This window comes from Kribbella sp. NPDC023855 (assembly GCF_040639475.1).
In the GTDB taxonomy this organism is placed as follows: domain Bacteria; phylum Actinomycetota; class Actinomycetes; order Propionibacteriales; family Kribbellaceae; genus Kribbella.
Window position 1 is genome coordinate 293,748 of sequence record NZ_JBFAAA010000006.1, and the last position, 21,493, is coordinate 315,240.

The following is a 21,493-nucleotide window of genomic DNA, read 5'->3' on the forward strand; positions in this document are numbered from 1 at the left end:
GGCCATGGCATCGACACTCACGGCCCCGGACACCGTCGACGACCGGGTCTCCGCCCGGTCGGTCGGCGTGCGTCTGCTGAGCCGCCCCGAGATCGGATCGCTGGTCGGCGCGGCGGTGATCCTGCTCTTCTTCGCGGCCACCGCCGCGCCCTTCCGCGACATCAACAACGTCGGGACGATCCTCTACGGGGCCGCCCTGATCGGTGTCATGGCCGTTCCGGTCTCCTTGCTGATGATCGGCGGGGAGTTCGACCTGTCGGCCGGCGTCGCAGTGACGACGGCCGGCCTGACCGCCGGCATCTTCGCCTACCAGTTCAGCGTCAACGTCTGGCTCGGAATGGTGGTCTCGCTGGTGGTGGCGCTGGCGGTCGGCGCCTTCAACGGCTGGCTGCTGATGCGGACCGGGCTGCCGAGCTTCCTGGTGACGCTGGGCACCTTCTTCATCCTGCAGGGTTTGAACATCGCGGTGACTCGGTTGACGTCCGGAGCGGTCGCGTCGAACTCGGTCGGCGACATGGACGGGTTCTCCTCCGCGCACGCGGTGTTCGCCTCGCAGTTCAAGCTCGGCGGGATCACCGTCAAGATCATCATCGTCTGGTGGATCGTGTTCGTCGCGGTCGCCGCCTGGTTCCTGCTGCGGACCAGGATCGGCAACTGGATCTTCGCTGTCGGTGGCGACGCCGCGGCGGCCCGGGCAGTCGGCGTACCGGTCAAGAAGGTCAAGATCGGTCTGTTCATGACCGTCGGCTTCTTCGCCTGGTTCACCGGCATGCACCTGCTGTTCGCACAGAACGGGGTCGTGCAGTCCGGTGAAGGCGTCGGCAAGGAGTTCCTCTACATCATCGCGGCGGTGGTCGGTGGCTGCCTGCTGACCGGTGGCTACGGGTCCGTCGTCGGTGGCGCGGTCGGCGCACTCATCTTCGGCATGGTGCAACTCGGCGTCGTGTACGCCGGCTGGAACCCGGACTGGTTCAAGGCGTTCCTCGGCGTCATGTTGCTGCTGGCCACGATCGTCAACCTCGTCGTCAAGAAGAAGGCGGATGCGCGATGACCACTCCGACGAACTTCGCCGACGAGGCGGTCAGCAGCCCGAACACGCCGGTCGTGCAACTGGACGACGTCGGCAAGAGCTACGGCAACATCCAGGCACTTCGCGGGGTGTCCCTGTCGGTCCGGCAGGGTGAGATCACCTGCGTGCTCGGCGACAACGGGGCGGGTAAGTCGACGCTGATCAAGATCATCGCGGGCCTGCACGAACACACCGACGGGGTGCTGGCGGTGAACGGCGAGGCACGCCGGTTCGGCTCGCCGCGGGAGTCGCTGGACAGCGGCATCGCGACGGTCTACCAGGACCTGGCGCTGGCCCCGCTGATGTCGGTCTGGCGGAACTTCTTCCTCGGCAACGAGATCACCAAGAGGTTCGGCATGCTGGACGCCACCAAGATGAAGCGGATCGCCACCGAGGAGCTGACCAAGATGGGGATCTCGATCCCCAACCTGGAGCAGCCGGTCGGGATGCTGTCCGGCGGTCAGCGCCAGTGCATCGCGATCGCCCGGGCGATCTACTTCGGTGCCAAGGTGCTGATCCTGGACGAGCCGACCGCCGCGCTCGGCGTCAAGCAGTCCGGGGTGGTGCTGAAGTACATCGTCAAGGCGCGTGACGCGGGCCTGGGCGTCGTCTTCATCACCCACAACCCGCACCACGCGTACCTGGTCGGCAACCACTTCGTCGTGCTCAAGCTGGGCCGGGTCGCGCTCGACACGCACCGGGCCGACATCACATTGGAGCAGCTGACCAACGAGATGGCCGGCGGCTCCGAGCTGGAGGCGCTCAGCCACGAGTTGCGCGGTATCGACGTGGAGACCGTGGTCGTCCGGCCGGCCGACGGGCCGGTCAAGATCGAATCCCCACTGGAGAATCCATGACCCAGGACCTCAGGATCGGCATCATCGGCGTCGGGTTGATGGGCGCCGACCATGCCGAACGGGTCGCCCGGCAGATCTCGGGCGCCCGCCTGGTCGCGGTCTCCGACCCGGACACCGCCAGAGCGGAGGCACTGGCCGCGTCCCTGAGCGAACACCCGGGTGGGCGACGTCGCGGTGCGCCGGCCGAAGTCACCGGGCCAGCGGGAGCTGCAGGACTGGCTGGGGTTGCCGGGCCGGCGGGAGCTGCAGGACTGGCTGGGGTTGCCGGGCCGGCGGGAGCTGCAGGGCTGGCTGGGGTTGCCCGGCCGGCGGGAGCTGCCGGGAGGGCGGGAGTTGCTGGGGCGGACAGGGGCGTGGAGCTGGGTGGGGTGCGGGTGATCGGGGATCCGCTGGCGCTGGTCAGTGATCCTGAGGTGGACGCGGTGATCATCGCCTCGCCGGGGTTCGCGCACGCCGAGCAGTTGATGGCGTGTCTCGAGCACGGCAAACCGGTGCTCTGCGAGAAGCCGCTGACGATGGACGCCGAGTCGTCGTTGCGAGTGGTCGAGGCCGAGCACAAGACCGGCCGGTCGCTGATCCAGGTCGGGTTCATGCGCCGCTTCGACCCGGAGTACGCGCGGTTGAAGCAGTTGCTGGATTCGGGTGAGCTCGGGCGGACGCTGTTGCTGCACAACGTGCACCGCAACAAGACGGTCGCGGAGACGTTCCGCAGCGAGATGATCGTGCGCGATTCCCTGGTGCACGAGGTCGATGTGGCGCGTTGGCTGTTCGACGACGAGATCGCCCGGATCACCGTGCATGCCCCGAAGCCGACCAGCCTGGTCGGCGAAGGGGTGCTCGATCCGCAGCTGGCCGTGTTCGAGATGGACGGTGGCGCGATCGCCGATGTCGAGGTGTTCGTGAACTTCCAGGTCGGCTACGAGGTGCGTTGCGAGGCGGTCGCCGAGAAGGGCAGCGCGACCATCGGTCTCGGGGTCGACGTCCTGACCAGGCAGGCCGGACACTGGGGTGGGGCGGTCCCGGACGACTTCCGGGTCCGCTTCGGGACGGCGTACGACATCGAGGTCCAGCGCTGGGTGAACGCCGCGGTCAAGGGCGGGATCGACGGGCCGACGGCCTGGGACGGGTACGCCGCCGCCGCGGTCTGCACGGCCGGCGTGCAGTCGCTCCAGGAAGGCCGTCCGGTGGAGGTCGACATGGTCAGCCGCAGCGAGGTGCTCGGGTGAAACTCAGCCTCGACCCCTACATGTTCCGGGAGGTTCCCTTGCTGGAGCTGCCCGGCCTCGTCGCCGACCTCGGCTACGAGTGGCTCGAACTGTCACCCCGCAGCGACTTCCTGCCCTTCTTCGACCACCCGCGGGTCGACGACGCGGCAGTGGCGGCGTTCCGGATGCAGTTGGCGGCAGCAGGGGTCGGGGTCTCGTCGGTGCTGCCGCTCTACAAGTGGTCCGGACCCGACGAGGACGACCGGCAGGCAGCGGTCCGGTACTGGAAGCGCGCGATCCGGATCACCGCCCAGCTCGGCGTGGACGTGATGAACTCGGAGTTCAACGGCCGCCCCGAGCAGGCGTCCCGGAGCGAGGCGCAGTTCTGGCGGTCGCTCGAGGACCTACTGCCGGTGTTCGAGCGCGAAGGCGTCCGGCTGGTCCTCGAGCCGCACCCGGACGACTTCGAGGAGGACGGCAAGGCCGCGATCGACCTGATCCGCGGTATCAACAGCCCGCTGGTCAGCTTCCTGTACTGCGCGCCGCACACCTTCCACATGGGCAACGACGCTCCCGGCATCATCGAGCACGCCGGGGACCTGCTGACCAACGTGCACATCGCCGACTCGTTCGACCACACCGGGTCGTCCGGGTTGCGCTACATCGTCAACCCGCCCGGGTCGACCGTCCGGGTGCACCAGCACCTGGACATCGGCCAGGGCGAGGTCGACTTCGACGAGCTGTTCGCGAGCCTGGCCACAGCCGGTTTCGACGGCACCACCACCGCCTGCGTCTTCGCCTGGGAGGAACGCGCCCGGGAGTCGAGCACGTTCATGCGGGAGAAGATCACCGGCCTTATTGATGACGCAAGACTGATGAAGCAAGGGATGCAGCTGTGAGTATTGAGCGAATCACCCACCTGATCGGCGGGACCCCGTGGACCGGAGTCTCCGAACGCACCAGCAAGGTCTACAACCCGGCCACCGGGGAGGTGACCGGCGAGCTCGACCTGGCCTCGGCAGCCACCGTCGACGAGGTGGTGAAGGTCGCCCATGACGCCTCGAAGGCGTGGGGCCGGATCTCGCTCACCAAGCGCGCGCAGGTGCTGTTCGCCTTCCGCGAGCTGCTGAACGAGCGGAAGGAGGAGATCGCCGCGCTGATCACCGCCGAGCACGGCAAGGTGCTCTCGGACGCCCTCGGCGAGGTGACCCGCGGTCTCGAGGTGGTCGAGTTCGCCTGCGGCATCCCGCACCTGCTCAAGGGCGGCTTCAGCGAGAACGTGTCGACCAACGTCGACGTGTACTCGATCCGCCAGTCGCTCGGCGTGGTCGCAGTGATCTCGCCGTTCAACTTCCCCGCGATGGTGCCGCTCTGGTTCGTGCCGATCGCGGTTGCCTGCGGCAACAGCGTGGTGATCAAGCCGTCCGAGAAGGACCCGTCCGCGGTGAACGCGGTCGCCGCGCTCTGGAAGGAGGCCGGGCTGCCTGACGGCGTGATGAACGTCGTTCACGGTGACAAGGAAGCCGTCGACCGGCTGCTCGAGCACCCGGACGTGAAGGCCGTCTCGTTCGTCGGCTCGACGCCGATCGCGCGCTACGTCTACGAGACCGGCACCCGCAACGGCAAGCGCGTCCAGGCTCTCGGCGGCGCCAAGAACCACATGGTCGTCCTGCCCGACGCCGATCTCGACTTGGCCGCCGACGCCGCGGTCAACGCGGGCTTCGGTTCCGCCGGTGAGCGCTGCATGGCGATCTCCGCGCTGGTCGCGGTCGAGCCGGTCGCGGACGACCTGATCGCCAAGATCCGCGAGCGGATGGCCACCCTCAAGACCGGCGACGGCACCCGCGGCTGCGACATGGGCCCACTCGTCACCGGACCGCATCGCGACAAGGTCATCGGGTACGTCGAGGCCGGGGTCGAGGCCGGCGCGGAGCTGGCCGTCGACGGTCGCGAGGGTCCCTTCGACGGCGGCGACGACGGCTTCTGGCTCGGCCCGACGCTGTTCGACAAGGTCACCCCGGAGATGTCGATCTACACCGACGAGATCTTCGGCCCAGTGCTCTCGGTCGTCCGCGTCCCGTCGTACGACGCCGCGCTGGAACTGGTGAACTCCAACCCGTACGGCAACGGCACCGCGATCTTCACCAACGACGGTGGGGCCGCGCGGCGCTACCAGACCGAGGTGGAGGTCGGCATGGTCGGCGTCAACGTGCCGATCCCGGTCCCGATGGCGTACTACTCGTTCGGCGGCTGGAAGAACTCGCTGTTCGGTGACACCCACGCACACGGCACCGAAGGCGTGCACTTCTTCACCCGCGGCAAGGTCATCACCTCCCGCTGGCTAGACCCCTCCCACGGCGGCCTCAACCTGGGCTTCCCCACCCACGACTGAACCCGTCGTCCTGAGTGGTGGCTACCCCAGTGGAGTCACCACTCAGGAGTCGGGCAGATCGCGAACTGTCCGGTGTCCTTCGTGTCGTCGATCCCGCGGACGAACACGTGGTACCGGACCATGACGTCGTAACAGCGCGGTTTGGGCAGCGGGCTCGTCTGCGACTGCTACCAGCTCTGCTGCGCGAAGTTGATCGCCAGCCAATTGGTGATGGTGAATGAGTCCGCGTTGGGCTTGCTGGTGTTGGTGAGCGCCGGCGTCGGGGTATCGATGCCGGCGGCAACCACTGCGAGAGCCGCCGATCTGGCGACGATCTTTCGTCGGAGCTTGCTGATCAGTTGACGAGGCCGCATGACGTCCACGGTAACCGCGAATCGACCACTCAGAGTGAGCTGAAATCAACTCTGGACGGAGCTGCAACGTCAGCAGGCGTCCTGCGGTCAGCTGCAGGTTGTCAGCTGGTTGAGAGAGCGGCGGCGAGGGTGGTTGCGGTGGGTTCTTCGATGTGGCCGTGGAGTAGTTCGGTCCGGTGGACTAGGCGGGGTGTGTCGACTAGGACGGTCGAGATCGCCAGTCCTGCGCTGGTCGCGGCGGCGGTGATCGAGGCGGGGAGTAGAGCAAGGCCGTGGCCTGCGGCAACTAGTTTGAGCAGGGTGAGGGTGTCGGTGCCGTGGTAGCTGAGGGCGGGTCGTAGTGCGTCGGACTCGGTGGCGGCCCGCAAGTCGGCAAGGGGTGCGCCGAGGTCGGGGGAGTCGATCCATCGGGCGTCGACCAGGTCGTGCAGGCTGACGCGGCTGCGGCGGGCGAGCGGGTGACCGTTCGGGAGGGTGACGACCAGCGGCTCGTGCGCGACCGCCGTCGTACGGAGGGTGCCGAGGCCGAAGAGTCGGAGTGGGTCGCTGGGTGCTGCGACTCCGTCGATCAGGCCGAGGTGGAATTCGCCTGCGGCAACTCCGTGGGCGACGGCTTCCCGGCCGGTGACCGTGATGGTGATGTCGAGGGTCGGCCGGGATCTGCGAAGTTCAGTCAGGGCGGCGGCGGGTGAGGTGGCCAGTGGAGTCGTCCCGAGGATCAGCGTGCCGGGTGGGTCGCCGACGGTTCGCAGTACGTCGGCGCGGGCGGCGTCCAGGCGGAGAAGGATCGGGGCCGCGTGTTCGAGTAGCCGCTCGCCGGCCGGGGTGGGCGTGACGGGTCGCCGGTGGAGGAGGGGCGTACCGAGGTCGTGTTCGAGGGCCGCGATGTGCTGGGAGACGGCTGACTGGGTGTAGCCGAGCTGGTCGGCCGCGGCTGAGAAGGAGCCGAGGTCGGTGACCGCGAGGAAGGTTCGCAGCAGGTGGGGATCCACGTCGATCAGTATCGCTTATCGCCAGTGCAGAAATGATCGTTGGCGCTGATCGGCGATCGGAGGCGACGATGAGGGCATGCCAACCGCTTACACCGCCCGGATCGCGCTGGTCGGCGATCGTTCGCCGCAGGTCCGTTCGCACGCCCGCGTGCCGCGCCTGCTCGATGCGCTGCGCGACCGTGAGCAGCTGGATCTGGACGTCTACTGGATTCCCACGGACAAGGTCGAGGACCTGGACGGCTTCGACGGCATCTGGCTGCTGCCTGGCAGCCCCTACGAGAGCGAGGCCGGCGCGATCGCTGCGGTCCGGTGGGCGCGGGAGAACGGCGTACCGTTCCTCGGCACCTGCGCCGGCTTCCAGCACGCACTCCTGGAGTTCGCCCGCAACGTCTGCGGCGCGACAACAACCCAGCACGCCGAGAACAGCCCGGACGCCGACGACCTCCTCATCGTGCCGCTCGCTTGCTCACTGGTCGGCCACGAGGGTGCCGTCCGGTTCGTTCCGGGTACTGCCGCCGCAGACATCATCGGCGCCGAACACTCAATCGAGCGCTACCACTGCTCGTACGGCCTCGACACCGGCCGCCTAGACCTCCTCCGCGAGCACGGCCTGATCTTCAGCGCCTTCGACGAGTCCGGCGACCCCCGAATCGCCGAACTCCCCACCCACCCCTTCTACCTAGCCACCCTCTTCCAACCAGAACTAGCCGGCGACAAAACCCCCCACCCAATAGTCCGAGCCTTCGCCCAAGCAGCCGCCGCCCACGCCAGCACCCGGGTTAGCTAGGACCGACCACCCAACCAGCCGCGCCCCCGCGCTGACAGTTCCTGCTTCTTGCCCGGCAAGCCAACCTGCAGCGTGACGGCAAGGCCCACGAGGGCAAGAAGTAGGAACTGGCAGCAACGTAGAGCCAGCGCACCCACGATCAGCCGCACCGCGAGGCCTGACCCACAGCACCAAACCCGTTGCCGACTATCACCTAGGTGTGTCAGCCCAGTGCGGCACGATCTCAGCTACCTGTGGGGCCGCAGTCGCAGCGTCCCACACGAGCCGGATTGCCTCGACCTGCTGACCACCGGCATCTACCGCGGCGTACGCACCAGAGACTCGGCCAACAGCGCGCCACTGGCCGCCGACCAAGACCTCTACTCCTGCAGGAGCCACCGCACCTGTTCGCTGGAGCACTGTCAGTCCAGTCAGCGCTCGGGGGGCCGACAAGGTTGCTACCAGGGCATTGCCGGCGACTGGTGCAGCGCTAGCTACGTAGGCCGTCTCGACGTTCCCGTCGACAGCCTGTCGGTACGACGAACCTGTGGCGGGTGCTGGCGTGCCAGTGACCGTTAGCTCAGTTCGGCCAGGGCCGAGCGCCTGCACGGAGAACTCCCGCACGACCAGCCAGAAGTCGTTGTCGGTCAAGGCTCGATACCGCACATACCGCGCCTGCGTGCCAGCCGGGGCCTTCACCCGTACTTCGGCAGTCGTGGCCCGCGTCAGCTCAGTCCACTGCGACCCATCCACCGAGTACTCCAAGGCGCCCGAGTGGATGTAGTCGTTCGGGCTGGTCGTCTTGCCCATCAGCAGAGCGATGTCGCCGATCTCGGTGCTCTGACCCAGGTCGACTCGCACCTCCGCACCCGGCCCAGGAGCCCCGTTGCTCCAGAAGAACGTCGACAGATCGCCGTCGATCATCCGCGCCGGCACGTAGTCCTGATAGGTCCCCAGCGACGTGGTCGCCGTGAGCAGCGGCACCACGCCGAGCGACTTGTCGTGGACGCGCCCGATCTCGGCGAGTAGCCCGTCGACCACGCGTTCACCGATGCGCGGATAAGTCGAGCTGTGCGGCAGGCGACTGTCCCTAATCGCCTTGGCCTCGGCGATCAACGCGCTCACCTGCTGCCGCGAATTCCACGCGCCAGCACCATTCTTCTGTTCCAGCGCCGCGAGCACATCGAGCCCACGCTGCATCGCGCGCCCCCACAATTCCGTTGCCTTGAGCCACGATTCGGCCTCGGCCGCGAACGCCGGATCGACCACCCCGGCACGGATCGTGGCCGGCGCCGCGACGACGGAGTTCACGACGGGCCGCAGTACGGCGAGGGCGCCGGCATGGTCGCCGGTGCGCCAGGTCTGCCAGAAGGCGTCGACCGCGGCCTGGAGTTCCGGTGCGCTCTCCGGGTGCAGCGTGCCGTCGTACGTGTTGAGGTCGGCGAAGACCTTCAGCGCCTCGATGGTCCGCCGGTCGCCGCCGGCGCGTTCGGCGAGAGCCCGCAGCCAGGACGCGCGTTCGTCGTACGTGGCAGGGTTCCAGCCCAGCTCGGCGAACGAGTACAGCGCGACCTTGCTGACCGCGGCCTGGTTCATCGGGTTCGAGATGACTCCGGCGACGTGCTCGGCGAGGGCCGGCTCGCGACCGCTGTAGTCGGCGAGCAGCAACCGTCCGGCCGCGTAGTCGTTGACCGGGTAGTTGTCCCAGATCAGGATGTCGTGCCCGAAGACGGCTTTGGCTTGCGCCGCCTGAGCCGCGGTGATCGTGCGCGGTACGACGCCGACCCCCGTCCAGTGCACCACGACATCCGAGTCCAGCTGCTCGCGCAAAGCCTTCTTGTACGGCGTTTCCGAGACGTTGTAGTACTCCGTCGGCACCATCTGCAGTGGCGCGAGACCTGGCTTGGTCTCGACCCACTCGCGCTGCACCCGGTTCAGCAGCTCACTCTGCGCGCGACCCGCCGCGGCGCCACCCGTCCCGTACTTCGCCCGGTCCGCATCGCAGTGCCAGACGTTGTAGTTGATGTCGTCGAGCGGCACGTTGAACGACCGCCCACCAAGCGCATAGAGCGCCTCGAACTTCGCGATCAGAGCCTGGAAGTCGGCGTCGGAGGTGTAGCAGATGTCCAGCCCGGGGGAGAGCGCGAAGGTGAAGTCCACCTTGTTCTGCCGGGACCGGCTGACCAGTTCGCCCAGCTGCGCGAGCTTGTCGGCTGGGTACGGCTCGCGCCATTGCTCCCGGTGGTACGGGTCGTCCTTCGGCGCGTACTCGTAGGTGTTCATCCGATGGGCGCCGAGGTAGTCCACATGGTCCAGCCGGTCCGCATGCGACCACGGTGTCCCGTAGAAGCCCTCGATCGAGCCGCGATAGCGCATGGTCGGCCAGTCCCGGATCGCGACGCCCGGCATCCAGTCGGTCCCCGGGCGCGGCTGCACGAGCTGGGCCAGCGTCTGCGCGGCGTAGTACGTGCCGTCGGTGTCCACGCCATCCAGTACTACGTGGCTGCGGCCAGCGCGGTCCTGACCTGCTGCAAGCACGTACCCCTCGGCGGGAAGCCCTGCGCTCCCCGTGACGCGGAGGCTGGCCAGCGTGGGGTCGGAGTGGCCGAGCCAGACAGTGGTCGGCGTACCGGGATCAGTGCCGTCGGTGGTCTTCACCCACGTCACACCGGCCCGCTTGAGCACTTGCCGGACCACGCGCTCGCTGTCGGCGTCTGAGTCCTTGCCGCGGACCAGACCGACTACGGGGGTGATCGGGAAGCCGTCGGCTCGGCGGGTCAACTCCTGTGGCTCGGGCGAAACCTGGCCGGCGACGCCAGCCGGGGCCGTAGCGGAGTACGGCGTACCGGTGGCGGCGCCGGCGGAGAGGACTAGCGGGGCAGTCAGCGTGAGTACACCAACGATGTAATGAAGGGGACGCATCGAGTCTCCTCAAAGGCTGGGCGGCAGCTCCCCCTATCCAGCCATTGCGCGGAACTGTGCGTCAAGATGTCACTGCTGACAACTTCATACAGTCAAATTCCTACAGCGTGGTGGTGGGGCGGGGCAGCAGGCCGGCGTCGCGGTAGCAGGCGTCGATGAGTTCCATCGTGGCGACAGCGTCGTCGGCGTCCGTGACCAGCGGAGCACCGGTGCGAAGGTGCGCGGTGAAAGCCTCCAGCTGGTACGTGTACGACGACCTGGTGCCGAGCCGCTCGACCCAGGTGTCCTCCTTGGTCTTCACCGTGACGCTGTCGTCCAGATGAGGCAGCACGAAGCTCGGCGCGAAGGCTTCGCCGCGCGTGCCGACGATCCGCAGGCTGAAGTCGACGTCCTCGCCGGCCATGCTGGTCCGCACCGCGCCGGTCGCGCCGTTGGGGAACACCAGGTCGGCATTGTGCCACTCGTCCACTCCGGGAAGCCGCTTGCGTTCCCCGGCCCGCGCACTGGCCAGTGTCGGCGCACCGCCGCCCCACGGCGCCAGCATCCGCTGCGCGTGCAGTGCGTAACAACCGACGTCCATCACGGCGCCACCGGCGAGCTGCAGCGACCAGCGCGGGTCGTCGTCGGCCGGTGGCGGCATCACCATCGTCGCCTCGACGTGCTGCAGATCTCCGAGCTCACCCTTGGCCAGCAGCTCGTGCAGCCGCCGTGTCACCGGGTGGAAGACGTAGTGGAAACCCTCCATCACCACGACACCCCGCTCGCGCGCTGCGTCCCGCACCTGCGCTGCCTCAGCCGCGTTGCTGGCCGACGGCTTCTCGGTCAGCACATGCTTGCCTGCGGCAATGGCTCGCAGGTTCCACGGACCGTGCAGCCCGTTGGCGAGCGGGTTGTAGATCGCTTCGACCTCGGGATCGTCGATCACGTCCTGGTAGCTCGCCAGCACCCGCTCAACACCGTGCTCGGCCGCGAACGCCTCCGCGCGGCCGCGGTCCCGGGCCGCGACCGCGACCAGCCGGGCACCGGTCAGCCGGGCCGGATCGGCGATCGCGCGACCCGCGATCCGGGCGGCGCCGAGAATTCCGAGGCGAAGCGGTTCCATACGTTCTCCCTTGCTCAGATGTCATCCGTACGGCGGCGTACGGTGTGCTCGTCGAGGGCCTGCCGCAGACGATCGTCGGGCCAGTCCTCGGCGAGGGCCTGGCGGATCAGGTCGGCCTGGGTCTGGGGAGCGAGGCCACCGATCGGCTGGTCCCGGTCCAGGTTGGTCGGGAAAGCGTATCCCTCGGCGCTCGCGGCGATGACGTTGTCCAGATCGAAGGCGTCATCGTGCCGCAGAGTACGCAGTACGGGATAGAGGGTGACCGCCATCCGGACCCGGTCGACGCTTTCCATCGCCCGGCCGAACGCGGACGAGACCTGCAGCAGGTTCGCCATCCGGAGGATCCCGGTCGAGCGGTTGCTGCCGGCGGCGTGGAACAGCGCCGGGTTGAAGAACACCGCGTCGCCCTTGGCCAGCGGTAACTGCACGTGATGAGCGACGAATTGCGCGCCGAACTCGGGCCGCCGCCAGGCGAGGTAGCCGAGCTCGTACTTGTGCGAGTGCGGCAGGTAGAGCGTCGGCCCGCTCTCCACCGGCATGTCGCAGTGCGCGACCGCCCCTTGCAGCGTCAGCACGCTGGACAGCTTGTGCACATGAGCAGGGTAGTGAGCCGCGACCTCGGCCGACTGGAATCCGAGGTGATAGTCACGATGCACCGTCTGACCTTCACCTCCTGGATTCACGACGTTCACCTGGGAGGTCATCTGGTACGCCGGACCGAGCCACGCCGTCGCCGCCCAGGCGAGCAGTTCGTTGGAGTAGTAGGCGGCGAACACCTCGGGTGCTCTGATCGCCAGCTTCTCCAAGGCGTTCCAGACCCGGTCGTTCGCACCAGGTTTCGCGAAGTGGTCGCCGGCCGCAGTACCGGCCCGGTGCTGGTCGTCGATCATCGCGGTGAACTCGGCGGTGGCGGCGTCGACCACATCCTTGCCGAAGGCACCTTTCAGCACGACGATGCCGGGACCGTCACTGAACGCACGCGCGAACTCGGCCTGCACCTGGCGGGGATCCTCCTTGCGGATCCGCGCGGCGTCGTACCGGAGCACCTGCTGCTCGACCTCGTCCGCGAACGGGTAGTCGGCCGGGTCGGTGCGATCCTCGAGGACGGTCAGCAGGTCGTCCAGGTGCACGTCTGCAGGGTTCAGCCAGGTCATCGATGACTCCTTGCTGGGGGAGCGGTCGTGGCGCGGGACACGAGGTGCGGCGTCACCACTTCTTCGGTCGGGGTGGAGTTTGTGGTCAGCCGGGCGATGGCTCGCTGGGTGGTCAGCTCGGCCAGAGCGGTCGTGTTCTGGGCGATGGTGGTGAGGCCGATGTGGGAAAGGCCGGCGATGGTGGTGTTGTCGTAGCCGACCACCGAGAGGTCGCCCGGTACCTCGACCGACGACTGGCGGATCGTGTCCAGGAAGCCGGTGGCCGCGCGGTCGTTGAAGATCGTCACGGCCGTGACCGGTGGCGAGTCGTTCAAGAAGTTCTTGGCCGCATCGGCTCCGTCGGCCTCGGTGCGCCCGCCCGTCTCGACGAGGGGCGTGAGCCCGGCCTTCCGCATGGCCGCCCGATAGCCGGTACGCCGTTCCGCCGCGCCCGGGAACTTCGCGCCATCGATGTGCAGGATGCGCGAATGGCCCAGTGACAGTAGGTGTTCGACCGCCAGTCGCGAGCCGGCCGTGTCATCCGTCCGTACTACGTCGACGCCGGCCGCCCGGACCTTGCGGCCAACCACGATGACGGGGTGTGAGTCCGCCAGGACAGTCAGAGCGGAGTGGGCGAGTTGCGGGCCGAGCAGCACCAGCGCCTCGCAGCGATAGTCGAGCAGCGACTGTACTGCGCGCGACTCGTCGCGGGACGGCGCGACAGCACTCAGGGCAAGGTCATACCCGGCAGTCTCGGCCGCCAGGTACAGCGCCTCGACGAGATCCCCGTGAAAGGGAGCCTGTACGTCGAACGTCACGCCCAGCAACCGTGTCCGAGTGCGACCGAGCAGGCGGGCCCGGTGATCGGGCCGGTACCCGAGTTCGTTGCCAGCGGCCAGTACTCGCGCTCTGGTCGCCTCACTCGCGCCCGGCGCGTCGCGGTACACGATCGAGACGAGCGCGCGGGACACCCCCGCCAGCCGGGCTACGTCCTCCATCGTCGCGGGACGATCCCGGCCTGACACCTGCTACCCCCCGCTGGAACGACAACGATTACTTCTTACATCTCTTGACGAGCCCATCAAACCAGTGTTCGCTAGCTCGTGACTAGAGCGCTCTAGTAATAGTTGCTCGTCACAACGGGGTTCTCAGCTCCACGTCCTGAGGGGATCGACCACCATGCGTACCGATCACGGGCTGCAAGTCATCCGGATCGCGCTGATCGGCGCGGGCCGGATCGGCACCATGCACGCGGGCAACATCGCCCGCCGGGTGCCCGCCATGGAGCTGGCGGCCGTGGTGGATCCGCGCACCGACGCGGCCGAGAGCCTCGCGGCGCAGTACGGCGCCAGAGCGGCCGATCTCGACGACGTGCTGAAAGATCCCGACATCGACGCTGTCGCGATCACCTCGATCGCGGCCGTGCACAGCGAGCTGGTCGTCCGCGCGGCCGAGGCGGGCAAGGCGGTCTTCTGCGAGAAGCCTGCCTCGCTGGAGCTGGCCGAGATGGACCGCGCGATCGAGGCCACCGAGAAGGCCGGGGTGACCTTCCAGGTCGGCTTCAACCGCCGCTTCGCCGCCGACTTCGCGGCCGCCCACGACGCGATCGTGCGGTGCGAGATCGGTACGCCGCAGCTGATGCGTTCGGTCACCCGCGATCCCGGCCGGCCGGGCGGACTGGGCCACGCGGCGAACATCAAGCCCTGGACGATCTTCCGCGAAACGCTGATTCACGACTTCGACACGCTGCTCTGGCTCAACCCGGGCGCCGAACCGGTCGAGGTCTACACCCGCGCCGACGCGCTGGTCGCCCCGCAGTACAAGGACAGTGGGCTGATCGACACGGCCGTGGTGATGCTCACCTTCGGCAACGGGGCGATCGCGACGGCGGAGGCGAACTTCTCGGCCCTCTACGGGTACGACGTCCGCGGCGAGGTGTTCGGCTCGAAGGGCATGGTGACCGCGGGGCGGCACGCGAGCAGCCCGATGGAGCTGTACGGCGAGCACGGCATCAGCCGGCAGACACTGAGGAGCGACGAGGAGATGTTCGTCGATGCGTACGTCGCCGAGCTCGCCCAGTTCGCCGACGCGATCCGGACTGGCGCAACCCCACCGGTCACCGGCCATGACGCCCGCAACGCGCTCCGAATCGCCCTGGCCGCAATGAAGTCTCACGAAGAACACCGCCCGGTCCAACTCCACGAGTTCGCATGAGGCTGGCCGTCTGCAACTATCCGGCCGTGGTGGCAGCCCTGCGAGAGCTCGGTTGTGCGGGTCCGGTCGGGCTGGAGGCCTTTGCCCACAGCGACAGCGAGCTCGCGTTGCGGCGGTTCGCTGACGTGTTCAGTAAGGCAGAGATCTGATCAAATCCGTGCTCCGACTCGACGGTGCGCCTCCGACACCCCAAGATGTGCCCATGAGTACCGTCCAGGTCACCGTTGATCGCACCAGTCGCACGCCGCTCCACGTTCAGCTAGCGCAGCAGCTCGAGGCGGCGATCCAGGGCGGTGAGCTGCCGGTCGGTTCCCGGCTCAGCAACGAGGTCGACCTTGCGGAGGCGTACGGCCTCAGCCGCCCTACAGTGCGGCAGGCGATCGCCCGGCTGGTCGACCAGGGCCTCCTGGTCCGCAAACGCGGCGTAGGCACGCAGGTCGTCGGCAACTCGGGTCAGGTACGCCGCAGCCTCGAACTCACCAGCCTGTACGACGATCTCGCCGCGGCACACCGCAAGCCCGAGACCGAAGTACTGCGCTTCGGCATCGCCCCCGCGAGCGCAGACGTCGCCGCAGCCCTCCAATGCGAGCAGGGCGATCGCGTACTCCGCTTGGAGCGGCTCCGCCGCGCTGACGGCGAACCGCTGGCCCTGATGCGCAACTGGCTGCCACCGGAGATGCTCGACACCGACCCGAACACCCTGGCCGAGCGTGGACTCTACGAGTTGCTGCGGGCCGAAGGAGTGCGGCTGAAGGTCGCACACCAGACCATCTCCGCCCAGCCGGCCACAGCAGAGCAAGCCCGGCTCCTGTCAGAGGAGCCGGGCTCACCATTGCTGGCGACCACACGGATCACCTACGACGACCACGGACGCGCAGTGGAGTACGGCTCCCACCTGTTCCGCGCGTCCCGCTACGCCTTCGAGCACACTCTCGTCCACCGCTGATCCACCCCTCAGAGGACCAGCGGCGGACGAGAGAGCTAGTGCCTACCTGGTCCCGGTGCCCGGGAACTTCCAGGCCTTGTTACCGGCCATCGTCAGCAACTGGTCCGTGGTGAAGACGGGCTTGACCCGGGTGTGCTTGGCGCCCTTCTCCTGCGGACCGTTGTAGTTCGTCATGGCGATCATCCGGCCGTCCGGGTAGTGAATCTCGACGCGGTTCGAGACCACCCCGTCCTTGGCCTGCCGGGCGTCGCTGTAAGAGGGCGAGTTCTTCTCCCAGCCCACCACGGAACCATCCGCCCGGACCTCGCAGAAGGTCGTCGATCGTTCCGCCGCGCATTTCGTGACAGCAGGAGTCTCGGAGGTCACGAAGACGTCGACGCGAGACAGCCCCTTGCCGTCGTTGATGACATAGGCCGCGCCGCTGTGGCCTTCGGTACCGCCACCCCAGGTCTCCGGCCGGCTGAAGGTCAGCCCGGACGGCAGGACCTTCTTGAGCGTCTGCAGTGTCTGCTGCGCCGGGACACCCGGCTTCCCCGCGCCAGGGTTCTTCGGCTCCGCCTTGACCGGACCGGTCGGCTGCGCCGGCGGCTTCGGCGGGAAGCGCCAGAGCTTGCTGTCCACGATCGTGGTCATCTCGGCCACCGTCAGCACCGGCTTCGCCCGGGTAGCCGTGGTCTGCTTCTCTTCCGGAGCGTTGAAGGCGATCAGGGACAGCGCCTCGGTCCCGGGACGGATGACGAGGACCGAGTTGCTCAGAACTCCACCGGGGTTGTTGTCCTTCTCGTACGTCGGCTCGTTCTCCCGCACGGTGATCTTCGACCCGTCCGGGCGAGGGACGCAGCTGCCCTTCGGCGCGTCGAAACAGCTTCCTTCGACCCCCGGGGGCATCGTCGCCAGGGAGATCTTGGCCAGCCCCTTGCCGTCGTCGACGAATGCGGCTGCTCCGTGACCCCACGCGTCGCCCCAGACAGAGGTTCGGACGACCTTCAGGTGCGAAGGCAGGAGCTTGACGAGCGTCGCCAGCGTCTCTTGCTGAGTCACCGGCTTCGCCGCGGAGCTGGTCGCAGTCGGGCCGGCCTGGCTGGTCGTAGTACCGGCGACTGGCGATTGGACGTCCTTGGCGAACAGCTGGCTGCCGCCGACGACAACGCCGGCAGTGGCCAGTACTGCGGTCGCTCCGCTGACGGTGAACAAGGCGGTCCGGCGGCGGCGCAGGGTGACGCCTCGGCGCATACCGCGTTCGACCAGGTCGCTGGACTCGGGCTCGAGGTTCTCGGTGGCGCGGCGCATCAGCTCGGGCAGGGTGTCGTTCAGTTCTTTCATCGGGGGTTCCTTCTGGTCAGAGGACGATCAGGTGGTCGGCGTCCGCGCCCAGCACGGCGCGCAGCCGGTCCAGGGCGCGAGACGTTCTGGTTCTGATCGCCCCGGCGTTCTTGCCGAGATCCAGCGCGACCTGTTCGACGCTGCGATCTTCGAAGAACCGCAGCACCAGCACCGCACGGTCGAGTGGCGACAGTTCCGCCAGCGCGTTCTGCAGCGAGATCCGCAACGCCGGGTCGCCGGGCCGCTCGGCCCGCTCGGGCATCGACGAGACCGGTTGCTCGCTCCAGCTGCGCCGGCGTCGTTGCGAGATGAACGTCCTGGCCAGCACGGTCTGCGCGTACGCCGACGGGTTGTCGATCCGTTGCACGCCCCGCCAGGCCCGGAACATCTTCGCCAGCGTCTCCTGCACCAGATCCTCGGCATGGTGCCGATCACCGGTCAGCAGCCAGGCCGTCCGGTACAGCTGTCCGGTCCGCGCCCTGGCGAACTCCTCGAAGTCCTCGTCCGTCGCTCTCATCCCGGCCTCTCCGTCGTGGTCTCACCCACTACGACGCCCCACCCCTGCCCTGCCGTTACAGCCTGAGTCTCCCTGCCCACCCGTCCACCCCGCGCCTGCTCGCCCTCCCCGCCGGCGGTTGCAGGAAGCTGCAAGGCGGTGGACCGGGTGGTGAGCGGATGGACACGGTGGGTGAACCCGTCGCGTGCCAGGGTTATCCACAGGCGGCCGGGGCCGGGGTGGCGCCGGTGGTCTCCGGATTGACAGGATGTGTCGCTCAGGGTGACCACCCAGGTCGCCGGACGAGACGCTCACGGGGAGACGATGACAGCCGACAGACTTGCCCCGCGCCGGTCCGGCTGGAACGGCGCGGTCGAGCTGATCGATGCCCAGGTCCGCGACGTGGTCCGCCGCGAGGGCATCGACCCGCTGCGCAATCCCGGCGCCGTCAACGCGATCGTGGCGACCGTCGTCAAGGAGTACGACGAACGCAGCCTGACCGGGATCGTGCCACCGATCGGCGACCTGGAGGCGGTCAGCCGCGAGGTGCACGACCGGGTGGCCGGCTTCGGCCCGCTACAGCGCTATCTGGACGACCCGGCGGTCGAGGAGATTTGGATCAACGAGCCGAGTCGCGTCTTCATCGCCCGCGACGGCCGGCACGAGCTGACCACCACGGTGCTGACCGAGGAGGAGGTCAGCGATCTGGTCGAGCGGATGCTGAAGACCACCGGCCGGCGGATCGACGTCTCTCAGCCGTTCACCGACGCGCGGCTGCCCGACGGCAGCCGGGTGCACATCGTGCTCGGCGGTATCACCCAGCGGTATGCGGCGATCAACATCCGCAAGTTCACCGTCCGCGCCACCCGGCTGGCCGATCTGGTGTCCCTCGGCTCGCTGACACCGCACGCCGCCGCGGTGCTCGACGCGGCCGTCGCCTGCGGTCTCAACATCCTGGTCTCCGGCGGCACCCAGGCAGGCAAGACCACGATGCTGAACGCGTTGGCCGGGTCGATCCCAGGCAGCGAGCGGGTGATCAGCTGCGAAGAGGTCTTCGAGATCAAGCTGCCGATCCCGGACTGGGTCTCGATGCAGACCCGGCAGGCCGGTCTCGAAGGGACCGGCGAGGTGCGGCTGCGCGACCTGGTCAAGGAATCGCTGCGGATGCGTCCTTCTCGGGTGATCGTCGGGGAGGTGCGCGGTGAGGAGTGCCTGGATCTGCTCCTGGCCTTGAACAGCGGCCTCCCTGGCATGTGCACGATCCATGCGAACTCGGCGCGCGAGGCACTGACCAAGATGTGCACGCTGCCGCTGCTGGCCGGGGAGAACATCGGCTCCCGGTTCGTGCTGCCGACCGTCGCGGGCTGCGTCGACCTCGTCGTCCATCTCGGCATCGGTCACGACGGGCAGCGCCGGGTGCGCGAGATCGTCGCGGTGAGCGGCCGGATCGAGGAGCAGGCGATCGAGACCGAGAGCCTGTTCTCCACGATCGACGGCCAGTTGCGCCGCGCCGAAGGGCAGCTGCCGCATCCCGACCGCTTCATCCAAGCCGGGTACTCGCCGTCCGGGCTGCTCACCGAACTACCGCGAGGGGTGGCCTGATGGGACTCCTGCTCGGCCTCTTCTTCGGTATCGGCGTGCTGCTGATCTGCTGGAGTTTCATCTCGCCGCGCGAGAGCAAGGCTGCCACTGACGGCCGGCTCACCACGCGCAGCCGCGAGCTGCTCGCCGCGGCCGGGGTGGAGGGCGTGACGCCGGCGGCGTTCATCGGGGCTTGCCTGCTCACCGGGTTCGTCGGGTTCGTGCTGATGTTCCTCGTGTCGGCCGCGTTGCCGATCGGGCTGGTCTTCGGTCTGATGGCCGGCGGGGTGCCGGTCGCCTTGCTCAAGAGCCGCGCCCGCAAACGGCTGTCCGAATTCCGCGAGCTCTGGCCGGATGTGGTCGACAACATCGCGTCCGCAGTACGGGCCGGGTTGTCTTTGTCCGAGGCGCTGGCGCAGGTCGGGGAGCGGGGGCCGTTGCCGTTGCGGGAGCCGTTTCGCCGGTTCGGTGCGGACTACGCGTCGACGGGACGGTTCGCGGATTCGCTGGATCGGTTGAAGGCGCGGTTGGCCGATCCGGTGGGCGATCGGGTGATCGAGGCGTTGCGGATCGCGCGGGAGGTTGGTGGCGGGGATCTCGGGCGGTTGCTGCGATCGCTGTCGAGTTTCTTGCGCGACGACGCGCGGACCAGGTCCGAGTTGGAGGCGCGACAGTCCTGGTCGGTCAACGGCGCGCGCGTCGCGGTGGCCGCGCCATGGCTGGTGCTGGCGATGCTTTCGTTCCAGGGCGACGTGATCCAGCGGTACAACTCGCCGGTCGGGGCTGTGGTCATCGGGGTCGGCGCAGTCGTCTGCGTCATCGCGTACCGGTTGATGCTGCGCATCGGGCGGTTGCCTGAGCCGGAGCGGGTGCTGCGATGAGTCCGATGGTTCTGGGCGCATTCCTCGGCGCACTGCTCGGCGGCGGTTTGCTGCTGGTACTGCGACGTCTGCCGTTCTTGCGCAAGCCGTCTGTCGATGACCGCATCGGGCCGTACTTGCGGGATCTCGGTGGCGGCACGGACGTCTTTGCTGGCGTGGTGAACTCGGGGTCGCCGTTCTATGCGATCGTTCGGCTGTTCGGTCCCTCGCTGCGGGTCGGCGCGGTGCGGCTCGAGCGGATCCTTGGTGGGGCGGCGTCGATCCGGCGACGGCTGGCGCGGGCCGGGATCGACCGTACTGTTGAGGAATTCCGGATCGAGCAGGTGCTGTGGGGTGCCGCGGGTTTTGGTGCCGGTCTGCTGATTGCTTTGATCGCGCTGTCGCTGGGTGTCGGTAACCCGATTGGCCTGCTGGTGCTTTGCGGCTTCCTCGCGGTTATCGGCGTACTGGCCCGGGACACGTATCTGACCAGCCAGGTGACTCGCCGCGAACGCCGTTTGCTGGCTGAGTTGCCGACGGTCGCTGAGCTGCTGGCGTTGTCGGTCGCTGCCGGTGAAGGTCCTGCTGCCGCGCTCGACCGGGTCGCGAGATCGTGCCGCGGCGAACTGGCCGACGAGTTGCAACGAGTGCTGTCCGAGACGCGGGCCGGTGATCCGTTGGTGCGCGCTCTTGACGCGTTGGCGGATCGCAGCGGGCTGGTCGCACTGTCCCGCTTCGCCGACGGCCTCGCGGTCGCCCTCGAACGCGGTACGCCGCTGGCCGACGTACTGCGCGCCCAGGCGGGCGACATCCGGGAAGCGAGCCGGCGTGAGCTGATCGAGTCGGGTGCCCGCCGGGAGGTCGCCATGATGATTCCGGTGGTGTTTCTCGTGCTCCCGGTGACCATTGCCTTCGCCTTCTATCCAGGCGCTGTCGGGATCCGGCTGATCGCCGGGTGAATTGAGGAGATGCCATGTCGATGCTGATGACCAGACTGTTCGTAGCGCTGGTGTTCAAGCCCAAACCCGCGGGCAAGGAACGCGGCGACGTTCCGGGCTGGGTGCTGATCACCGTGATGACCGCCGGCCTGGTGGTCGCCATCTGGGCCCTCGCCGCCGAACAACTCAAAGAAATGCTCCAAAAAGCCCTGGACTCAGTCGCCAACAAGTGACCCCACCTCACTTCGAACACCACCCCCGAGCTCACCGCCGGGACGCGGAGCAGGCGTGCATCGTGCCGCCTGCACCTGAGGCGGCGCACCGCGACGCCTCGCCTCTCCCGC

General features: G+C 68.1%; 21 protein-coding genes. 13 read left to right on the top strand and 8 right to left on the bottom strand.

Annotated features, from left to right (window positions below):
• Nucleotides 1-4: 4 nt before the first annotated feature.
• Genes AB0F51_RS23025 through AB0F51_RS23045 form a run of 5 tightly spaced genes read left to right on the top strand, consistent with a single transcriptional unit; the run spans nucleotide 5 to nucleotide 5,523 of the window.
• Nucleotides 5-1,051 carry an ABC transporter permease gene (locus AB0F51_RS23025; RefSeq protein ID WP_360283088.1) on the top strand — a complete coding sequence of 349 codons (1,047 nt, stop codon included), beginning with the start codon at nucleotides 5-7 and terminating at the stop codon, nucleotides 1,049-1,051.
• Complete coding sequence (locus AB0F51_RS23030; protein WP_360283090.1) at nucleotides 1,048-1,926, top strand: ATP-binding cassette domain-containing protein; 879 nt, start codon at nucleotides 1,048-1,050, stop codon at nucleotides 1,924-1,926. Before AB0F51_RS23025 ends, AB0F51_RS23030 begins: the two co-directional genes overlap by 4 nt.
• On the top strand, nucleotides 1,923-3,152 hold the full coding sequence (locus AB0F51_RS23035; RefSeq protein WP_360283092.1) for a Gfo/Idh/MocA family oxidoreductase: 1,230 nt from the start codon (nucleotides 1,923-1,925) through the stop codon (nucleotides 3,150-3,152). The genes AB0F51_RS23030 and AB0F51_RS23035 overlap by 4 nt, the downstream gene beginning before the upstream one ends.
• Nucleotides 3,149-4,030: a sugar phosphate isomerase/epimerase gene (locus AB0F51_RS23040; protein WP_360283094.1), complete on the top strand. Its 882-nt coding sequence runs from the start codon at nucleotides 3,149-3,151 to the stop codon at nucleotides 4,028-4,030. The genes AB0F51_RS23035 and AB0F51_RS23040 overlap by 4 nt, the downstream gene beginning before the upstream one ends.
• A complete protein-coding gene (locus AB0F51_RS23045; RefSeq protein WP_360283096.1) occupies nucleotides 4,027-5,523 on the top strand; it encodes a CoA-acylating methylmalonate-semialdehyde dehydrogenase in 1,497 nt (498 codons plus the stop codon). The genes AB0F51_RS23040 and AB0F51_RS23045 overlap by 4 nt, the downstream gene beginning before the upstream one ends.
• A 167-nt stretch (nucleotides 5,524-5,690) precedes the next feature.
• Here AB0F51_RS23045 and AB0F51_RS23050 read toward each other — a convergent pair whose 3' ends face one another.
• Entirely contained in the window at nucleotides 5,691-5,876 is a 186-nt protein-coding gene (locus AB0F51_RS23050) for a hypothetical protein (protein WP_360283098.1), read from the bottom strand.
• A gap of 101 nt (nucleotides 5,877-5,977) precedes the next feature.
• Nucleotides 5,978-6,868: a LysR family transcriptional regulator gene (locus tag AB0F51_RS23055; RefSeq protein ID WP_360283100.1), complete on the bottom strand. Its 891-nt coding sequence runs from the start codon at nucleotides 6,866-6,868 to the stop codon at nucleotides 5,978-5,980.
• 76 nt (nucleotides 6,869-6,944) lie between these two features.
• Between AB0F51_RS23055 and AB0F51_RS23060 the strand changes: the two genes are divergently transcribed.
• Nucleotides 6,945-7,655, top strand: coding sequence for a hypothetical protein (locus tag AB0F51_RS23060; RefSeq protein ID WP_360283101.1), 711 nt, complete (start codon nucleotides 6,945-6,947; stop codon nucleotides 7,653-7,655).
• A gap of 189 nt (nucleotides 7,656-7,844) precedes the next feature.
• On the opposite strand, the gene AB0F51_RS23065 is transcribed toward AB0F51_RS23060, so the two are convergent.
• The 4 genes from AB0F51_RS23065 to AB0F51_RS23080 form a co-directional block, all read right to left on the bottom strand.
• The gene (locus tag AB0F51_RS23065; RefSeq protein ID WP_360283103.1) at nucleotides 7,845-10,556 is read right to left on the bottom strand and encodes a beta-N-acetylglucosaminidase domain-containing protein; all 2,712 of its coding nucleotides are present in this window, start codon (nucleotides 10,554-10,556) and stop codon (nucleotides 7,845-7,847) included.
• A 100-nt stretch (nucleotides 10,557-10,656) separates the two neighbouring features.
• Entirely contained in the window at nucleotides 10,657-11,658 is a 1,002-nt protein-coding gene (locus tag AB0F51_RS23070; RefSeq protein ID WP_360283105.1) for a Gfo/Idh/MocA family oxidoreductase, read from the bottom strand.
• 14 nt (nucleotides 11,659-11,672) lie between these two features.
• A complete protein-coding gene (locus tag AB0F51_RS23075; protein ID WP_360283107.1) occupies nucleotides 11,673-12,812 on the bottom strand; it encodes a phytanoyl-CoA dioxygenase family protein in 1,140 nt (379 codons plus the stop codon).
• Complete coding sequence (locus tag AB0F51_RS23080) at nucleotides 12,809-13,789, bottom strand: LacI family DNA-binding transcriptional regulator (RefSeq protein WP_360283109.1); 981 nt, start codon at nucleotides 13,787-13,789, stop codon at nucleotides 12,809-12,811. The genes AB0F51_RS23075 and AB0F51_RS23080 overlap by 4 nt, the downstream gene beginning before the upstream one ends.
• 181 nt (nucleotides 13,790-13,970) lie before the next feature.
• On the opposite strand from AB0F51_RS23080, the gene AB0F51_RS23085 reads away from it, so the two are divergent.
• Genes AB0F51_RS23085 through AB0F51_RS23095 form a run of 3 tightly spaced genes read left to right on the top strand, consistent with a single transcriptional unit; the run spans nucleotide 13,971 to nucleotide 15,951 of the window.
• On the top strand, nucleotides 13,971-15,005 hold the full coding sequence (locus AB0F51_RS23085) for a Gfo/Idh/MocA family oxidoreductase (protein WP_360283111.1): 1,035 nt from the start codon (nucleotides 13,971-13,973) through the stop codon (nucleotides 15,003-15,005).
• On the top strand, nucleotides 15,002-15,154 hold the full coding sequence (locus AB0F51_RS23090) for a hypothetical protein (RefSeq protein ID WP_360283113.1): 153 nt from the start codon (nucleotides 15,002-15,004) through the stop codon (nucleotides 15,152-15,154). The genes AB0F51_RS23085 and AB0F51_RS23090 overlap by 4 nt, the downstream gene beginning before the upstream one ends.
• A 53-nt stretch (nucleotides 15,155-15,207) precedes the next feature.
• Nucleotides 15,208-15,951 carry a GntR family transcriptional regulator gene (locus AB0F51_RS23095; RefSeq protein WP_360283115.1) on the top strand — a complete coding sequence of 248 codons (744 nt, stop codon included), beginning with the start codon at nucleotides 15,208-15,210 and terminating at the stop codon, nucleotides 15,949-15,951.
• A gap of 42 nt (nucleotides 15,952-15,993) precedes the next feature.
• Here the strand turns inward: AB0F51_RS23095 and AB0F51_RS23100 are convergent, their stop codons facing one another.
• The gene (locus AB0F51_RS23100; RefSeq protein WP_360283117.1) at nucleotides 15,994-17,274 is read right to left on the bottom strand and encodes a hypothetical protein; all 1,281 of its coding nucleotides are present in this window, start codon (nucleotides 17,272-17,274) and stop codon (nucleotides 15,994-15,996) included.
• Nucleotides 17,275-17,290: 16 nt separating this feature from the next.
• On the bottom strand, nucleotides 17,291-17,791 hold the full coding sequence (locus AB0F51_RS23105; RefSeq protein ID WP_360283119.1) for a SigE family RNA polymerase sigma factor: 501 nt from the start codon (nucleotides 17,789-17,791) through the stop codon (nucleotides 17,291-17,293).
• Nucleotides 17,792-18,094: 303 nt separating this feature from the next.
• On the opposite strand from AB0F51_RS23105, the gene AB0F51_RS23110 reads away from it, so the two are divergent.
• Genes AB0F51_RS23110 through AB0F51_RS23125 form a run of 4 tightly spaced genes read left to right on the top strand, consistent with a single transcriptional unit; the run spans nucleotide 18,095 to nucleotide 21,382 of the window.
• A complete protein-coding gene (locus tag AB0F51_RS23110) occupies nucleotides 18,095-19,372 on the top strand; it encodes an ATPase, T2SS/T4P/T4SS family (RefSeq protein WP_360283121.1) in 1,278 nt (425 codons plus the stop codon).
• A complete protein-coding gene (locus tag AB0F51_RS23115; RefSeq protein ID WP_360283123.1) occupies nucleotides 19,372-20,232 on the top strand; it encodes a type II secretion system F family protein in 861 nt (286 codons plus the stop codon). Before AB0F51_RS23110 ends, AB0F51_RS23115 begins: the two co-directional genes overlap by 1 nt.
• Entirely contained in the window at nucleotides 20,229-21,170 is a 942-nt protein-coding gene (locus AB0F51_RS23120; RefSeq protein ID WP_360283125.1) for a type II secretion system F family protein, read from the top strand. The genes AB0F51_RS23115 and AB0F51_RS23120 overlap by 4 nt, the downstream gene beginning before the upstream one ends.
• A gap of 20 nt (nucleotides 21,171-21,190) precedes the next feature.
• Nucleotides 21,191-21,382 carry a hypothetical protein gene (locus AB0F51_RS23125; RefSeq protein WP_360283473.1) on the top strand — a complete coding sequence of 64 codons (192 nt, stop codon included), beginning with the start codon at nucleotides 21,191-21,193 and terminating at the stop codon, nucleotides 21,380-21,382.
• The last annotated feature ends 111 nt before the right edge of the window (nucleotides 21,383-21,493 follow it).

Coding starts and splice junctions, on each gene's coding strand:
- AB0F51_RS23110 (WP_360283121.1), top strand. CDS start 18,095: ATGACAGCCGACAGACTTGCCCCGCGCCGGTCCGGCTGGAACGGCGCG.
- AB0F51_RS23075 (WP_360283107.1), bottom strand. CDS start 12,812: ATGACCTGGCTGAACCCTGCAGACGTGCACCTGGACGACCTGCTGACC.
- AB0F51_RS23070 (WP_360283105.1), bottom strand. CDS start 11,658: ATGGAACCGCTTCGCCTCGGAATTCTCGGCGCCGCCCGGATCGCGGGT.
- AB0F51_RS23050 (WP_360283098.1), bottom strand. CDS start 5,876: ATGCGGCCTCGTCAACTGATCAGCAAGCTCCGACGAAAGATCGTCGCC.
- AB0F51_RS23125 (WP_360283473.1), top strand. CDS start 21,191: ATGCTGATGACCAGACTGTTCGTAGCGCTGGTGTTCAAGCCCAAACCC.
- AB0F51_RS23035 (WP_360283092.1), top strand. CDS start 1,923: ATGACCCAGGACCTCAGGATCGGCATCATCGGCGTCGGGTTGATGGGC.
- AB0F51_RS23090 (WP_360283113.1), top strand. CDS start 15,002: ATGAGGCTGGCCGTCTGCAACTATCCGGCCGTGGTGGCAGCCCTGCGA.
- AB0F51_RS23100 (WP_360283117.1), bottom strand. CDS start 17,274: ATGAAAGAACTGAACGACACCCTGCCCGAGCTGATGCGCCGCGCCACC.
- AB0F51_RS23105 (WP_360283119.1), bottom strand. CDS start 17,791: ATGAGAGCGACGGACGAGGACTTCGAGGAGTTCGCCAGGGCGCGGACC.
- AB0F51_RS23085 (WP_360283111.1), top strand. CDS start 13,971: ATGCGTACCGATCACGGGCTGCAAGTCATCCGGATCGCGCTGATCGGC.
- AB0F51_RS23095 (WP_360283115.1), top strand. CDS start 15,208: ATGAGTACCGTCCAGGTCACCGTTGATCGCACCAGTCGCACGCCGCTC.
- AB0F51_RS23120 (WP_360283125.1), top strand. CDS start 20,229: ATGAGTCCGATGGTTCTGGGCGCATTCCTCGGCGCACTGCTCGGCGGC.
- AB0F51_RS23115 (WP_360283123.1), top strand. CDS start 19,372: ATGGGACTCCTGCTCGGCCTCTTCTTCGGTATCGGCGTGCTGCTGATC.
- AB0F51_RS23065 (WP_360283103.1), bottom strand. CDS start 10,556: ATGCGTCCCCTTCATTACATCGTTGGTGTACTCACGCTGACTGCCCCG.
- AB0F51_RS23080 (WP_360283109.1), bottom strand. CDS start 13,789: ATGGAGGACGTAGCCCGGCTGGCGGGGGTGTCCCGCGCGCTCGTCTCG.
- AB0F51_RS23025 (WP_360283088.1), top strand. CDS start 5: ATGGCATCGACACTCACGGCCCCGGACACCGTCGACGACCGGGTCTCC.
- AB0F51_RS23030 (WP_360283090.1), top strand. CDS start 1,048: ATGACCACTCCGACGAACTTCGCCGACGAGGCGGTCAGCAGCCCGAAC.
- AB0F51_RS23060 (WP_360283101.1), top strand. CDS start 6,945: ATGCCAACCGCTTACACCGCCCGGATCGCGCTGGTCGGCGATCGTTCG.